This is a genomic window from Ruegeria sp. AG1, from assembly GCF_056541705.1.
In genome coordinates, this window is the sequence record NZ_JBQFYU010000008.1 from 29,364 (window position 1) to 43,698 (window position 14,335).

General features: G+C 54.6%; 12 protein-coding genes. 4 read left to right on the forward strand and 8 right to left on the reverse strand.

Features of this window, described 5'->3' with window-relative positions:
* Positions 1-158 precede the first annotated feature (158 nt).
* The gene (locus ACR0B5_RS13445) at positions 159-1,469 is read right to left on the reverse strand and encodes an aminotransferase class I/II-fold pyridoxal phosphate-dependent enzyme (RefSeq protein WP_480541067.1); all 1,311 of its coding nucleotides are present in this window, start codon (positions 1,467-1,469) and stop codon (positions 159-161) included.
* 100 nt (positions 1,470-1,569) lie between these two features.
* Between ACR0B5_RS13445 and ACR0B5_RS13450 the strand changes: the two genes are divergently transcribed.
* Positions 1,570-2,457: a LysR family transcriptional regulator gene (locus tag ACR0B5_RS13450; RefSeq protein ID WP_480541069.1), complete on the forward strand. Its 888-nt coding sequence runs from the start codon at positions 1,570-1,572 to the stop codon at positions 2,455-2,457.
* A gap of 216 nt (positions 2,458-2,673) precedes the next feature.
* Here the strand turns inward: ACR0B5_RS13450 and ACR0B5_RS13455 are convergent, their stop codons facing one another.
* The 5 genes from ACR0B5_RS13455 to ACR0B5_RS13475 form a co-directional block, all read right to left on the reverse strand.
* Positions 2,674-4,386, reverse strand: a complete 1,713-nt coding sequence (locus tag ACR0B5_RS13455; protein WP_480541071.1) for an adenylate/guanylate cyclase domain-containing protein — start codon at positions 4,384-4,386, stop codon at positions 2,674-2,676.
* A 300-nt stretch (positions 4,387-4,686) separates the two neighbouring features.
* On the reverse strand, positions 4,687-4,896 hold the full coding sequence (locus ACR0B5_RS13460) for a hypothetical protein (protein ID WP_480541073.1): 210 nt from the start codon (positions 4,894-4,896) through the stop codon (positions 4,687-4,689).
* A 78-nt stretch (positions 4,897-4,974) separates the two neighbouring features.
* Positions 4,975-6,246 (reverse strand): sensor histidine kinase, encoded by a 1,272-nt coding sequence (locus ACR0B5_RS13465; protein WP_480541075.1) that lies wholly within the window; start codon positions 6,244-6,246, stop codon positions 4,975-4,977.
* On the reverse strand, positions 6,230-6,913 hold the full coding sequence (locus tag ACR0B5_RS13470; protein ID WP_170359591.1) for a winged helix-turn-helix domain-containing protein: 684 nt from the start codon (positions 6,911-6,913) through the stop codon (positions 6,230-6,232). The genes ACR0B5_RS13465 and ACR0B5_RS13470 overlap by 17 nt, the downstream gene beginning before the upstream one ends.
* Positions 6,914-6,996: 83 nt before the next feature.
* Entirely contained in the window at positions 6,997-7,323 is a 327-nt protein-coding gene (locus ACR0B5_RS13475; protein WP_480541077.1) for a PepSY domain-containing protein, read from the reverse strand.
* Between the two features lie 552 nt (positions 7,324-7,875).
* Between ACR0B5_RS13475 and ACR0B5_RS13480 the strand changes: the two genes are divergently transcribed.
* From ACR0B5_RS13480 to ACR0B5_RS13490, 3 genes are all read left to right on the forward strand, one after another.
* Positions 7,876-8,820 carry an aldo/keto reductase gene (locus ACR0B5_RS13480; RefSeq protein WP_170469337.1) on the forward strand — a complete coding sequence of 315 codons (945 nt, stop codon included), beginning with the start codon at positions 7,876-7,878 and terminating at the stop codon, positions 8,818-8,820.
* 144 nt (positions 8,821-8,964) lie between these two features.
* Complete coding sequence (locus ACR0B5_RS13485) at positions 8,965-9,120, forward strand: DUF5993 family protein (protein ID WP_425084400.1); 156 nt, start codon at positions 8,965-8,967, stop codon at positions 9,118-9,120.
* A gap of 9 nt (positions 9,121-9,129) precedes the next feature.
* The gene (locus tag ACR0B5_RS13490) at positions 9,130-9,696 is read left to right on the forward strand and encodes a disulfide bond formation protein B (protein WP_170469334.1); all 567 of its coding nucleotides are present in this window, start codon (positions 9,130-9,132) and stop codon (positions 9,694-9,696) included.
* A 425-nt stretch (positions 9,697-10,121) separates the two neighbouring features.
* Here the strand turns inward: ACR0B5_RS13490 and ACR0B5_RS13495 are convergent, their stop codons facing one another.
* Both ACR0B5_RS13495 and ACR0B5_RS13500 read right to left on the reverse strand, forming a co-directional pair.
* The gene (locus tag ACR0B5_RS13495; RefSeq protein WP_480541080.1) at positions 10,122-13,307 is read right to left on the reverse strand and encodes an ATP-binding protein; all 3,186 of its coding nucleotides are present in this window, start codon (positions 13,305-13,307) and stop codon (positions 10,122-10,124) included.
* A gap of 146 nt (positions 13,308-13,453) precedes the next feature.
* A complete protein-coding gene (locus ACR0B5_RS13500) occupies positions 13,454-14,257 on the reverse strand; it encodes a hypothetical protein (protein WP_480541082.1) in 804 nt (267 codons plus the stop codon).
* Between the last annotated feature and the right edge of the window lie 78 nt (positions 14,258-14,335).

The window sequence follows — 14,335 nt, forward strand, 5'->3', positions numbered from 1 at the left end:
ACGCAATATCAGAATAGCTGTCGAGACGCGAACCGCATTACTTTCGTCTGGATGGGACGGCTGTTTCGTCCGCAAAGTAGATATTCAAGCAAATTGTAACGAACGTCCGCTATGCAGGACAAAGAGATCTTTTTTCTCCTGCGGCGATTTTTACAGATTTAGCTGTGAACGAAATGCACGCTCGCAAAGTGACGGCGCCAGTCAGCCACTTCGGCGGCGATATCGTCGCCCTTCAATCCGCGCGAAATCAGAGAAGCCAGTCTGTCAGCGTGATCAGACGTCATGCCCCATCTCACCAACTCGGGCGTACCTATGCGCAGACCATTCATGTCACCTTCGATTTCCGTCTCAGGTAGACCAATACCGCACGCCAAGAACCCAGCTTTGCGCAGGGTCTTGGATGCAGCCTGTCCACCGCCAAAGCTTTCTGCCAGAACAGCGAACTGGTGAGAGGCGGTGAAGCCCGCGTGTCCGGCAAAAACAGGAACACCTTGCGCATCGAGGCTCTGGGCCATTGCGCGGGACATTGCGATCATCTCGGCAGCGTAGTCCTGTCCATAGTCGCGCCAATCAAGCATCGTCACAGCGAGAGCAGCTGACTTCGCAGCATCAAAGTTTGCCGTCATGCCTGGGAATGCAATTGCATCCAAAGCCTTTGCGATCTCCGCATCGTTTGTGACAATCAGCCCCCCAGCAGGACCGCCGAGGCTTTTGTACGTACTCATTGTCATGAAGTGTGCGCCCTCGGCCAAGGGGTTGCGCCAGGCTCTTCCCGCGATAATCCCGCATTGGTGCGCGGCGTCGAACATCAACTTGGCACCGATTTCATCTGCAATGGCCCGTACTTCTTTGACTGGGTGTTCAAAAAGGTTGAGACTTCCGCCGATCGTGATCAACTTGGGACGCTCACTTCGCACAAGCGCGCGCAGCTGGTCGAGATCGACGGTGTAGCCATCGGCATCGGTTGGCGCATCTATTGTATGCAAACCAAACAACCCGGCGCATCCCGCGATGTGATGCGTTACGTGCCCACCGATCGATGCCGGCGGCGCAATGATTGTATCGCCGGCTTGGCAGGTGGCCATGAAGCCATAGAGGTTCGCAATCGCGCCAGAAGGCACGCGGATTTCTGCGAACTTTGCGTCGAAAACTTCCGCGCAAAGCTCGGCGGAGATGACCTCGATCTCTTCGATGGCTTCAAGGCCCATCTCATATTTTTCGCCCGGATATCCAAGCGACGGGCGCGAGCCAATTCCAGAAGACAGCAAGGCTTCAGCTCTCGGGTTCATTACATTGGTTGCAGGATTTAGGTTGAAGCATTCTTGCTCGTGGATTTCCCGATTTCGGGTGGCTAAATGCTCAATCCGATCCAGCAGAGCGTTGGATGAGGTGCGAGACGTTTCGGTTGCGATCTTCTGGACTAGTGCTTCGCTGTCGGCCGGCACCCAGTTTCTCATTTCTATGGTCATCGCAATTCCCTCCTTGGCTGCACACAGATTGGACAGATCGGAATGACAACGCAAACCAGTTTTGTTATTTCTGGGCATAGAAAAACTAAGGCTGAGATCTATGGCTGTCGCTCCACGTCGCCCCAAAGGGCCACCGCTCAATGCTCTGCGTGCCTTCGAAGCTGCGGCGAGGCTAGGAAGTTTCGTTTCCGCGGCCGAGGAGTTGGGCGTCACGGCCGGCGCGGTATCACAACATGTAAAAGCCTTAGAAGGCTGGGCCGGAACTACCTTGTTTGAAAGAGGTGCTCACGGTGTTTCGCTATCCTCCTCTGCTCGCAAGCTAGCGGAAGAGTTCACAAATGCCTTTGATCTTCTCGCCGCGGCGACGCAAAGTTTGCGAAACCTTGCACCCAACCCTGAGATACACATTGCCGCTTTGCCCTCAATTGCGCAGCTATGGTTACCGGCGCGATTGGGTAAGCTGCGTGAGAAGCGTCCCGACCTGAATGTCTCGGTGACAGCGATGGAGAGGCCTCCCAGCCTATCGAGAGAACTATTTGATCTGTCGGTTTTCTTTTCCGTCCCGGCTGAAACACCGGATCAGATCGTGCTTGCGGAAGACGAAATCCTTCCCGTTTGTTCAGCAAAGATAGCAAATGGGCTTGATCTAGAGACCGCGCAGTTGCTGCACGACCAGACGTGGCAAGAAGACTGGTCCATGTGGTCAGAGGCGACAGGTGTTTCAGTTGGTGATCCCCAAAGGGGGCCGAGGTATTCGCTATACGCCCTTGCCGTAGAAGAAGCGAAATCCGGTGCGGGTGTACTTATGGGACACAGTTGCCTGGTTGAGCAGGCGCTTCAGTCTGGACAACTCAAAAAAGTTTCATCGGAAAGTATCGGAACAGGTCGGGTGTTGGCCCTCGAGCTTCAACATAGATCGAGACGCCATCCTGCGATTGATGAGGTCGTTAGTCTAATTCGAGAGGAAGGACCGTACTTCAACGGATAAGAACTGCTGAGATGGCGATTCTTTCTGCTTTAGGCGCGGCGCAGTCAATCGCTCTACTTGGCGTGAACGGCTGCAACGCAGACAGTAACGTTTTTGCATGCGGCAGGGGGAAAAGCTTTTCCTGCGGGTATCAGATTTCTAGGTTTTACGTTTCTGCGACTTCGCTAGCTTCGCATGGATTGGCGTCAGTCTCTGTTTGCCGACTTTACCGATCACCTATTGAGGTAACCCTGCCTTTGACCACCCTTCACGCCAGTTGTTTGCGGAGGCGGGAACAGTGAAGATTGGTATCTGGGTTTCCTTTGAAGCGGCAGTCAAGCCCGGGCGCAAAATCTGCAAGTCTTTAACCGCTTTGCGAGCGGCTTCGTCATCAGTCAGGTGCCCCAGAGAAGCGATCAGCATGAGATGACTCATGACGAAGCTGGATCGCACTGACAAAGCATCCCGACAAGCTCCAGCCGCTTCTTCATATCGCTCAAGCTGAAAGAGTGCGCTTGCTTGAGCAAGGTAGGCCGCGTGGCGCAACGGATCATGTGGGCTAAGGTCGACAGACTGAACCGCGTGTTTCAGAGCGTCCTCCGGCCGATCAAGCAGGCAAAGGTTAATGGATGCTAGCATGTGAACTGTCGCAGCGTTTGGATTTTGCTTGAGCGCTTGTTTGAAAACGTCCCGTGCACGCGGCAGGTCTCGCGCGAGCATTGAGATAGAATGCGCCGCATACGCCATTGCGATCCCGTCTGCACGATCGCTCATAAGGACCCGTTCAGCGGCCTTGACAGCTTCCTTTGGTCCCTCACCAATAGGTTCAAGCCCTTGAACCATTCGTTGAATATGCAACCAAGCCAAAAGCCCGGATGCGGACGTATAGTCTGGATCACGATCCAGTGCGAGTGTTGTTAGTTGTATAGCCTTGCGGTTGTCTTCGTCCGTCAAAAGATGGAAGTGCGATTGCGCCTGAAGGTACAGTTCGTAAGCTTCCAAATTGTCCGTTGGTTTCGCTCGTGCTCGGTTTGTTTCAGCGTGCCTCAGTGATGGCTCAATCGCTGTCACGACCTCAACGGTGACTTTGTCTTGAAGGTCAAAAATATCATCAAGCACGCCGTCAAATCGATCTGCCCAAAGATGGCTGCCGTTTTCTGCATCAATCAGCTGCCCTGTAATGCGGACGCGCTGACCTGCACGTCTGACCGAGCCCTCCAGAACATACCGCACCCCAAGAGTGCGCCCAACTTCGCGTATATCTGTGCTTCTACCTTTGAACGTGAATGACGAGTTTCGGGCCAACACCATCAGCCAGCGGAAACGAGACAGCTCTGTGATAATGTCCTCGGTAATGCCGTCTGCAAAAAACTCCTGTTCGGGGTCACCGGACATATTGTCGAACGGAAGCACGGCAATCCCGGGTCTGACATCTGTTGTTGTGGAAAGATTGGCCGAAGTGCCTTTGGGCCAGTGCCAAACACCAATTCGGCGTGTGATGTTCTTCAATTCTGTTTGCTCGCCGCCTTCGAAGTGAGATGCATCACCACGGTCCAAACTGTTGTGCGAGGTGTCCGACATCAAAACCTGATCCGGCTCGGCCAGTGCTTCGAGACGGGAGGCGACATTTATTCCGTCACCAAAAATGTCATCACCGTCCGTGACGACCTCGCCGGTATGAATGCCAATTCGAAGTTTGATACCGTCCGGTTTCTGAGCTGACTGTATTGCGATCGCGCAATCTGCGGCATCTGATGTGGATTTGAACTCGGCAATCCAACCATCGCCCATGCTTTTGATCAGCGTTCCATCATGGTCTTCCAGCAGACACTGAAGCGTTTCTTCACGGAATGATCTGAGCGCTGCAATCGTACCTTCCCGGTCGCGATCCATCAGTGCAGAGTAGCCAACGATATCAGCTGCAAGCACTGTGGTAAGCCTTCTGTCCATTCGTTAACCCCCGTTTCTAGGAACTTAACGCGACACTCAGGTTCTGTCAGCCCGACAAGGTCACCTTCGGGCTCACGATGGACTTTCTCCGCTACTGTTCGAAAAGAGTCCTAAGCTGCTGTTGATCACACTTCGATCTTACGATCTTGCAGCTCGTTGCGAAACGGAAGAAGTTGCCGTGCGCTCAATGTTTGCTGAGGACCGGTCATAGCCTAGTGCGGACATGCCCAACCTGAAAGCCCCAATGAACAGCGTGCGGTACTTTGTGCCCCCAATCGGGCGCATCCGCAGGAAGTCGGTTTACTCGGCAACCGCCGCGACTTCCTTGCGCTCTGAGAATTGAAGCAAGGCCAGAAGCGGTGTAGCCAAGATGCCTAGACCGACAACGGCCAGCGCAAACATCGCCAAAAAGACCATGAAGGACAGGCCAAGGCTCGCCACGACACAGGCCACAAGAAAGAGGCCGACACCAGCAGCAGCAGAGGTCACCTTGTCCAGATACGTTTTCATGTCTCAATCTCCAGTTTCATTTATTGTGTTGATGAAACTGATATGTGGTTCTGGCTTTACGTCCGCCTGTGTCAAAACTTACAAATTTGCAAACTTCAGCGTCACCGTCAGCCCGTGAGGATCGGTTTGTGACAAGATAAGTTCTGCACCATGGCGATCTGCAACCGCACGGACGAGGGCTAGGCCTAAACCCGTACCCTCGCTCTGCCGTGTTGCGTCAAGACGGACCATGGGCTTGATGATCTCGGCATATTTCTCTTGCGCCACACCGGGGCCATTGTCAGCGACACTGATGGTGCGACCACGTGCTGCCAGATTGATCTGATCCCCTCCATAGCGCATCGCATTCTGTATGAGGTTTGCAACTGCCTGAACAAGCATCTGACGATCTGCGAAAACCGTTGCAGCGTCACTTGCATCAAATTGCAGCACTTTGCCTGCGTCCTCAACCACTGGGCCAAAGGTCACCGATAGATCGGTCATCAAGTCCGCCAAATCAACCGTTTCGAAACCATCTGTGCCTTGGGCGGCCTCAATCCGAGCGACCCGCATGATCGTATCGAAAATGCCGGACAAACGCTCTGCTTCTTCCAGGGCTGCACCGCGTTCATCTCCTTCGGGCAAGCTTTCAAGTCGAGACCGCAGGCGGGCCAGTGGGGTACGCAGGTCATGCGCCAAATTCGCGCTGAGATGGCGGGTCTGGGCGACCAGCCGTTCCAACTCGGCGGCAGTTAAATCCACCTGACGTGCCATGTCGTCGAGGTCATCCTTGTTCCGCGTGATCTCCGTGCGCGCGCTGAGGTCGCCAGAGGCCAACGCCGAAAGCGTGCTGTTGATCCGCTTGAGACGTCGCTGGGCGACGATACCGGTGGCAAACCCTACCACCAATGTCAGAACAATCATTGTCAACATCGTGGTCCAGAGAACACCGCCTAAGAGTTCAAACGCATCCTCCGCGTCATCAAGCGGAACAGCCGCCATGACCGGGGCGCCTTGACTGTCAGTATCTACAAGAACGCGCCAAGCTTCGGATTCCCGAAAATCATCGGACAGCTCCACCGTCCCCCCGCCGCGCGCAACCACACGCTTAAAAGCAATTGGCAGGTCTTCGAGATCATCTGGGTGACGCAAGATGACGCCAAACCGGTCCCCGCGCGCACCCTCAAGGGCTGAGGCCTTTGCCAGCGCATCCAGCGTCGTATCGATACGACGTTCGAACACATCTGAGCCTACCGTAATCGTGACGTAGGCAGCGGTAGCCATGCAAAGCGCGAAGATGGCTGACAATATCAACGCCAGCCGCAAGGTCGAGGAGCGGCGAAGCCAGGTCAGATTACCGGCCAAAGACATAGCCTTCCCCACGCCGGGTTCGGATCAGCGGTGTATCAAACGGCTTGTCAATTTTGGTGCGTAGCCGGCTGATATGGGTCTCCACGACACTTGTGGTGGGGTCAAAACTCATATCCCAGACCTGTTCCAGCAGCATCGTACGTGTCACCAATCGTCCCGGTCTTCGCATCAAGTATTCCAGAAGTTTGAATTCCTTGGCCAATAGCTCAATCTGTAGCTCCTGGCGTTTGCAGGTTCTCGCCAGAAGATCGAGGCTCAGATCCCCGTGGCGCAAGACGGTGGCTTCTTCCTGCCTCGCCTCCATGCCTTCGCGGCGGCGGCCCAAAGCGCCCACACGGGCAGAGAGTTCGGCAAAGGCGAAAGGTTTCGTCAGATAGTCGTCACCGCCAGCATCAAAGCCTTCGACTCGGGCGTCAACCTCACCCAAAGCCGTTAGAAAAAGCGCGGGGGTGGTATTCTTCGAGGCCCGCAAGGATTTCAGAACCGCCAAACCATCGAGGCCTGGGACCATGCGATCCAGAATTAGAAGATCGTACTCCTGAGCCATGGCCGCCATCAAAGCGTCTTTGCCATCCTCGAAATGGTCGATGACGTGACCTTCTTCGCGCAGGCCGTTGGTGACCCAAGACCCAAGTTGGCTGTCATCTTCCAGAAACAAAATTCGCATGTGAACCCTTACCGTCACGCATTCAGAGGCCACTCTAGTGAGCGACCTCCGAATTGGCCAATCATTCGCAGCTTGGCCGCGACCTATGTCTCATCTTCGTCGTTGTCGTCATCGTCGTCTTCATCGTCAGCCTCAACCTCAATCACTGCACCTGTGTCGGCGGCTATCTCGACTTCGAACTCTTGACCGTTAGCATCCAGGATTTCGACCTCATAGATCTTCATCCCATCTTCGTTTTCCAGTTCCGCTTCCTGGACCTCACCGGACACTTCCTGAAGCGCGATTTCAATGGCCTGTTGCAAAGTGAGTCCCGTCGCCTCTGCGGTGCTTTGTGCCGAAACCGAACCGACGACAGCTCCTGTAAGAATCAGACCTGCCAGTGCGCCGAGCGCTGCGTTTTTCTTGTCCATGTTTTCTCTCCATCGTTTTGTTGCTTGAAGGCTTTATTGCCTCCCGATGAGAACAACATGGGAGCCGCGCTTTGCTGGAAGATGCGGCGAAGTTTACAAATTTGTAAGCTGATCATCCCCCGCATGCCTATCCAACGTTTGGTGGATATCTAGTTGGCGCGCCACATACTTGTTTTCCAATCCTATGTTCGCGCGAATTTTTTGGGTTGCAGCGAACGTCTGAAAAACAGGCTGCGACTGAAGAAGTGTACCCAGGCGCTTCAGGTCGGCTCTGGGCCGTCCGCTAAAATTTGCAAAGGCAGCTTTCTGCGTATCGCTGCAATTGGGGCATCGCGCAGCATCGGTCAGAGTGGGCTCTGAGCGGTCATTCAGTGAAATCTGCTCAACGTCTATTTTTAGGACATTTCTGCCATTCACGAAAAAGCACCGCGGATTTGAGGCTTGGACGACTACGTTTAGGCCAGTGAGTAGCTTCGCCGACAAGTCTGACTTGTTTTCAACAAACTACTCGCGCAACATCTATGAACGTCCGGAACCAATTGGGAGGTTGGCATGGCGGAGCTACGCGAAATTGGTAAGACAGGGATACGGGTTCCTCGCATCGGGTTTGGATCGACAGGGTTGGGAAGTATTCCGGAAATCTATGGGTATGAAGTTGAGGAAGACCGCGCGATTGATACAATTCGGGCAATTCTTTCGCAGCCAAATGCGTTCCTGGACACATCCCGTTGCTATGCCATGGGGCGAAGTGAAGAGCGCATAGGAAAAGTCATTCGTGAGCTTGGCGGTTGGCCGGAAGGGCGGGTGCTTTCCACCAAAGTCGACCGGGATATGGAAACCGGTGCCTTTGATTCTTCTCAGGCACGTAGGTCATTCGAGGAAAGTCTTTCGGCCCTAAGCGTCGACAGCGTGGACATACTCCACGTGCATGATGTCGAATATGCAAATGATCTATCCGAGGTAAAAGGACCAGGTGGCGCGATTGAAGAGTTGTTCCGTATCAAGGAGGAAGGTCTGGCAAAGGCGGTCGGAATCGCAGCGGGACGTATCGACTTGATTATGCCAATTTTAGAGGGTTGGGATTTTGACGTGGTCCTGACACACAACCGGTATACGCTGGTAAACGACAACGCGGCACCTCTGATAGAACTCGCGAAATCGCGAGGCGTTTCGATATTGAACGCAGCACCTTATTCCGGAGGTGCACTTGCCCGAGGAAGCGCGATCCATCGCTTTTTTGTCTATCGTCCTGCAGATGATGAAGTACTTGCGCCAATACGTGCTGTTGAAGAGGTATGCGGGCACTACGATGTCCCAGTCGGGGCGGTCGCGTTGCAACACTCTTTGAAAAATGACGACATCATTTCGACCGTTTGCGGAGTGACATGGCCTCAGCATGTTCAACAGGCGATGGAATGGGCAGAGTGGTCCATCCCTGATGGTGTTTGGGAAGAACTAGCCCAGCTCGGGATATCTTCGGAGGACCCAGAGGCATAAAGTGAAACCCCAGAGGGGCAGTATAGCAAACAATGCGGAAGATCATTCGAGACTTGATAAGGTGCTTAGAACAGATTTTCGAAAAGGAAACGGTGTCCTCAGTACCTGCCAGTCTCGGCAAGGCCAAAAATTAAAGGGATCAATATGATTGCATTACTATTTGCGTTGTTCACATGCGCCCTTGGGCTCGCTTACTATAAACTCGTCCGACTTTCATACGCCCTCTTCGTAGTTACGCTTTTGGCGAGCGTTTATTGGCTTAAATTTCATGCAACAACGCCGCTTTCAATCCAACTGTGAGATCGTTCCATGTCACCTGAATTTGCCCGAAATATGAACGCGCTTGGTGCCCTGGCTGTCTGCCTCGTGTTGGTTCTTGCATTCTATTTTCAACTTGTTCTCTACGAACTACCTTGTCCGCTGTGTCTATTGCAGCGTGTCGGTTTCGTGGCCGTGGGGTTTGGGCTCGGGCTGAATCTCTTGTGGGGCACGCGTGCAAGAAACTACGGAATCGTCCTTGTGGCAGCAATATTTGGCATCAGCGTTTCGATCCGCCAAATCCTACTACACATAGTGCCCGGCACCGGGCACTATGGGTCTCCGGTTCTCGGTCTGCATTTTTACACTTGGGCCGGCATAGCCTTCGGATTGATAATACTCGGGACCGCGGTGATGCTTGTCTTTGAAAAGCAATATGATCTAGCCGCGGACGTTAGGGCATCGGAACGGTTCGGTGGAAGCAAGTTGGCCAAAACCGCGTTCATGTTGATCTTAGTTTTGGCAGTTGCCAACGCAGGCTCAGCTCTACTGGAGTGTGGACCAGGTATTTGCGACGATCCGCCAACAGACTACAAATTTTTGGAGAAGCTTGAGTAAGCAAGGGAAACTTAGGTCGAGGTGCGAGCTTGTGCGTAGTTTTTATGGTATTTCGCCGCCCAAAACCAAAGAAGATATTTAGAGGCGATCTCTCGCTTTATTTTGATCGCAAGCAGTTACCAACAAGGAAATTTAAAACTAGTAGTCAACTAAATGGTCACGGTTAAGGCAGGTGACCGCTTTGGCCTCAGAGTAGTACTTTGCAGCAATCCACGTGCGTTTCTGCTATAGCGTTTAACCAAGGTTCAGTAACATGACACCTCGTGCTAAGCCTCGGTCGATATCAAATTTAGCGTGGCATGTAGGATGGAGTATTTTCTCTATAACTAGAAAATTATTAAATACGTATCAGGAGTTTGCAGGCTTGGTGATACTGCCTTCGTCTCCGCCATAACCTCGAATTCTGGCGCCTTTCGAATAGATTGCTACGCCAGTTCGGCCAGTGCCGTGTCGATCCTGGACAGCATCGGGGATTGGCCCGCTGTTTCAACGATGACGCGGGCTTTGCTCAAGTGTTGCACGGCCAATTGCTTCTTTTTGCGCGCTTTGTAGAGCAACCCAAGGATCATGTCGCAGCGGGCGATATAATGCCCTTTGTCGTCGAATTGGGGGTTGCTGCGCACCTCGTCCAGCATCGCAACCAGTTTCTTTTCGCCAAAGAACAGCACCCAAAGGATCGAGCGGAAGTTCCGGAGAAAGACGCCAGCTGACGCACCACCCTCACCGGTTAGGATGGCAAGGTACATTTCGCATAGGAACAGACGCGCCCAATCGGCTGACACTTTGGTGCCTTCGTCCGTGCGCTTTTGAACAGCTCGTTCGATCTGCCGAAGCCCGTCGGCGATGCGTCCCTTCAGAGCATAGGCAACCCCCAGCATCGTTGCCGGGCCCATGGTGAACAGGGTCCAGCCGTGTTCATTGCAATTCTCGATATGGGCCTCGATGATCTCGATCGCGCCGGGTGTTTCGGTGGGCACCATAGCTGATACGCGGGCGGCCTCGGCGATGGCGCGCTCGAACTCGACTTTTGAAGCCTTATGCGCCTCTTCCGCGATGGCCAGCGCTTTTTCGTGGTCGTCTGCAACCATCGCAATCAGGGCTTTCATCGCCGTGCCATAGCCCAAAGCCCTAGGGTCGTTGGTCTTTTTGCCCAGCGCAATCATCTTGTCTGCGGTGGCGTGTGCCCGCGCCACCCGACCGCGAGTCAGTTCGTTCCAACCGATGGTGGCGAGGTAGAAGTTCTGGATATAGGCGTCGTCGATCTTTTCCAGCTCGGCCTCGATCACGCGCGCTTTGGCTTCGAACTCGGCGTTTGAAATCGGCGAGAAATAGATCGACACCGAAAGCTCATTCACCATGGCATAGGCCCGTGAGGCCGGATCGCCCAGACGTTCGGCCATGGCTGTCAGATCCTGTTGCACCCAGTGCGCCTCACGGTATTTGCCATTACAGACAAGACAGGACACGTAGTGGTGTAAGAACAGAGCGTGATGAGAGCTGTCGCCCACCTGTTCAAGGATGGGGCGCACGGACCCAGCAAGGTCAATGATCGTTTTGACCCTAAGCGAGATGTTCGAACACAGCGCAAAGCTGGCCAGAAACTCAGCGAACTCGGTCTTTGAAGCGCAGTCCGGGTCGCTTTCGTATAGAGCATAGGCCGCCGTGTAGTAATTGTTGGCCTCATCCAGCGAATAGACGCCCAGAGACTTGTCCCCAGCCATCGCCGTGTACCGGAACGCTTTGTCGGTCTGGTCTGTCTGGCTGAAATGGTAGGCCAGCATTTCGGCCACTTCCTGCAGGCGGTTTGCGTTGCGCAGAACCAGACACTCGGCCACCTCAAGATGCAGGCCTGCGCGGCGAGTGGCGACAAGGCTCTGATACACAGCATCGCGCAGTAGGACATGCTTGAAAACGTAGTCCGAGGAGTTCTCGTCGCGATACAACACGTCCTGAGCTTGCAGTCGCTGCAGGGCGTCACCGGTTTCAGCAGGGTCTTTGGCCAGTTGTGAGAGCAGACCCGGATCAAACCGCCGCCCAATGACGGCGGCGGCTTGCAGCAGGTCTCGATCTTCGGTCGACAGACGATCAACGCGGGCGGTCAGCAGGTTAAGCATGCTGGCCGGCAGATCGGCCTGCGCCATGTCGATATCCAGATGCGCTTCGGCAGCGTCGACCCGCAGACTGCCTTGTTCCAGCAGATAGGTTAGGATTTCTTCGCCAAACAGCGGATTGCCACCGGCACGTTCGGCCAGTTGCCTGTCCAGCCCCACAGGCAGAGTGGTTACGCCCAGCCGGTTGCGCGCCAGGTTGGCGAAATCCTCGGTCACCAGTGGTTTCAGTGCGATAGTCCGAACCTTGTCGTCGTCGCGCCACGCAGGTGTGTATTCCGGGCGGTGCGTCTGGATCAGCAACAGGTTAGTCAGGTCCGACCGGTTGACAATGCCCTGCAGCAACTCTTCCGAAGCGCTGTCGATCCAGTGGCTGTCTTCGATGAACAGGATCACGGGTTGTTTGGCGCATCGTGCTTTCAGCAGTTCAGGCAGTAATTCACGGGTGCGTAGGCCAATGAGAACGCCGTCAAGCCCGTCCAATGCGTCTGGAGGGGGCGTTAGACCCAGCAGGTTCATCAGCAGACCTAGGTTCTGATGAGAAAAGCACTCCCAAGCCTTCAGGCCGGTCTCAATCTTGTAGGCGATGCGGGTCGGGTTGTCCTGATCCTTGATGCGGAATCCGGTTCGGACAATCTCGATGATTGGTAGGAAGGGAACCTGCTGCCGATCCGCAAAACAATAGCCAGTCAGGACGTCAATCTGATCGCGGGGCAGGCGGTTTAGGAATTCGAACACAAGCCGGGTTTTTCCCAAGCCCGGTTCGGCCACCAGATCCACCACCGAAACGCCGTTGCGGGCCCGAGCCAGTGAATCGGCCAATTGAGTCAGTTCGCTGTCGCGCCCCACATAGGTGCTTAGACCACGCGCTACCGAGGCATCAAATCGCGAGGCATCGGCCCGTACGGATTGTAGTTGCCACAGTTTCTGAGGGGCAGCGAGACCTTTGAGCTGATGTTCCCCATCAAAGCGCAGCTCAGTTACCCATTCGACAAGGCTGCGGGTCTTGTCGCAGATCAGCGTACCACCCGATGGGGCCAGGTTTTCGATCCGCGACGCCATGTTGACCGTGCTGCCCACCGCTGTTGCCGGGCCGTCTGCGCCCTGTACGGCAGCCATCAGAACGGTGCCGGAACTGATGCCGACCCGCATCTGAGGGCGCACACCAAAGCGGGCCTCGATCTTTTGGGCGGATGCGCGGAAAGCGTGATGAATGGCGTCGGCGGCGCGGCAGGCCCGTTCGGCCGGGTCCTCTAGTGCCTCAGGGATGCCGAACAGCGCCATGATACTGTCCCCGGCAAAGTCGCGGACCGTACCACCATGTTTTGTTACCGCGCCCGAGAGTGTGTCGTAGACCAGACGCACAAACTCCAAAGCTTGTTCTTCGTCCAGTTTCGAGACGATCGACGTATAGCCAACCATATCCGCAAACAGGACCGAGACCTGGCGCCGCTGCCCCAGATCGCCCTGTTGTTGTGAAGATATGACCCCGCCGTCCTGCATTACCACCGGAGTGATACAGCAGCAAAGCACTCGCCGCCAGCCGTTGCGGACATGTTGGTGTGATTGGCCTGTGAAATGTACGCGAAAATGTCACGCAGAGACGCGCGGATGCCCGCAGCCCTGTGACCAGACTGCGGGGCGTGGAATTACTTGAACACGTCCACCAGATCCGAGACGCTGACGCCTTCCTTGATCTCTTTTAAGCGGGCAAAGATCAGAGCGATGGTGATGCTGAGCCAACCATAGGCAATCGCGTTGAGTGCGGCCTCGAAGAAGGCCCATGGACCCAAAGATGCTGTTGGATCAGCAATTCCGGAGAACCCGAACGCAGCTGCGAAAACAAATGTTACTACCATGACGACCAGCACAATACATAGACCCATCAGGATCAGCGCGCCGATGATGGGCCAACGGTAGTTCTTGGTCAGAGTCGCGCTGCGTCCCATCGCGCCGAACCCGGCCCTGTCGATCACAATGGCCGGTACGATGACGGAAAATACGGCGTAGATCCAGATACCCGGCACGACCAGAAAAACAAGGCCGACAAAATACAAGATCGTCGTTGCGATCGACAGAACTGCAATGGCGGGCAGGTTGACGACAGCCGCCGAGAAATAGCTGCCAATACGCGCCGCACGCCCCAGTTTTGCGTCATAGGCGAACTGTATGATCACAGCCGTGGTAACGGCATATGCGAGCAATGTGATCAGAGCCGACACGATCACGCCAGAATAGAAGGCGGTATTGTCGAAACCGGCGGTGCCAATGTCATCGAAAGACTGCACCACCGTATAGTTGTTCACAATGACCTCGATCAGGGCCGGAATGAATCCAAGCAGAAGCACAAGGTGGATCTTTTTGAAAAAGATCGAAAACGTCTCACCGACAATGGCTCCGACGCCTAGGGGCATGTGAGCCTCGGGGTATTCGGGATTGGCTGTATCTGTCATTTTTTGTTCCAAACCATTCTAATGTTCTGTCTCTGATAGAGCCTTGAGAACGGGTTCATCCTCAAGACGAGTTTCGTT

Coding starts and splice junctions, on each gene's coding strand:
- ACR0B5_RS13445 (WP_480541067.1), bottom strand. CDS start 1,469: ATGACCATAGAAATGAGAAACTGGGTGCCGGCCGACAGCGAAGCACTA.
- ACR0B5_RS13450 (WP_480541069.1), top strand. CDS start 1,570: ATGGCTGTCGCTCCACGTCGCCCCAAAGGGCCACCGCTCAATGCTCTG.
- ACR0B5_RS13455 (WP_480541071.1), bottom strand. CDS start 4,386: ATGGACAGAAGGCTTACCACAGTGCTTGCAGCTGATATCGTTGGCTAC.
- ACR0B5_RS13460 (WP_480541073.1), bottom strand. CDS start 4,896: ATGAAAACGTATCTGGACAAGGTGACCTCTGCTGCTGCTGGTGTCGGC.
- ACR0B5_RS13465 (WP_480541075.1), bottom strand. CDS start 6,246: ATGTCTTTGGCCGGTAATCTGACCTGGCTTCGCCGCTCCTCGACCTTG.
- ACR0B5_RS13470 (WP_170359591.1), bottom strand. CDS start 6,913: ATGCGAATTTTGTTTCTGGAAGATGACAGCCAACTTGGGTCTTGGGTC.
- ACR0B5_RS13475 (WP_480541077.1), bottom strand. CDS start 7,323: ATGGACAAGAAAAACGCAGCGCTCGGCGCACTGGCAGGTCTGATTCTT.
- ACR0B5_RS13480 (WP_170469337.1), top strand. CDS start 7,876: ATGGCGGAGCTACGCGAAATTGGTAAGACAGGGATACGGGTTCCTCGC.
- ACR0B5_RS13485 (WP_425084400.1), top strand. CDS start 8,965: ATGATTGCATTACTATTTGCGTTGTTCACATGCGCCCTTGGGCTCGCT.
- ACR0B5_RS13490 (WP_170469334.1), top strand. CDS start 9,130: ATGTCACCTGAATTTGCCCGAAATATGAACGCGCTTGGTGCCCTGGCT.
- ACR0B5_RS13495 (WP_480541080.1), bottom strand. CDS start 13,307: ATGCAGGACGGCGGGGTCATATCTTCACAACAACAGGGCGATCTGGGG.
- ACR0B5_RS13500 (WP_480541082.1), bottom strand. CDS start 14,257: ATGACAGATACAGCCAATCCCGAATACCCCGAGGCTCACATGCCCCTA.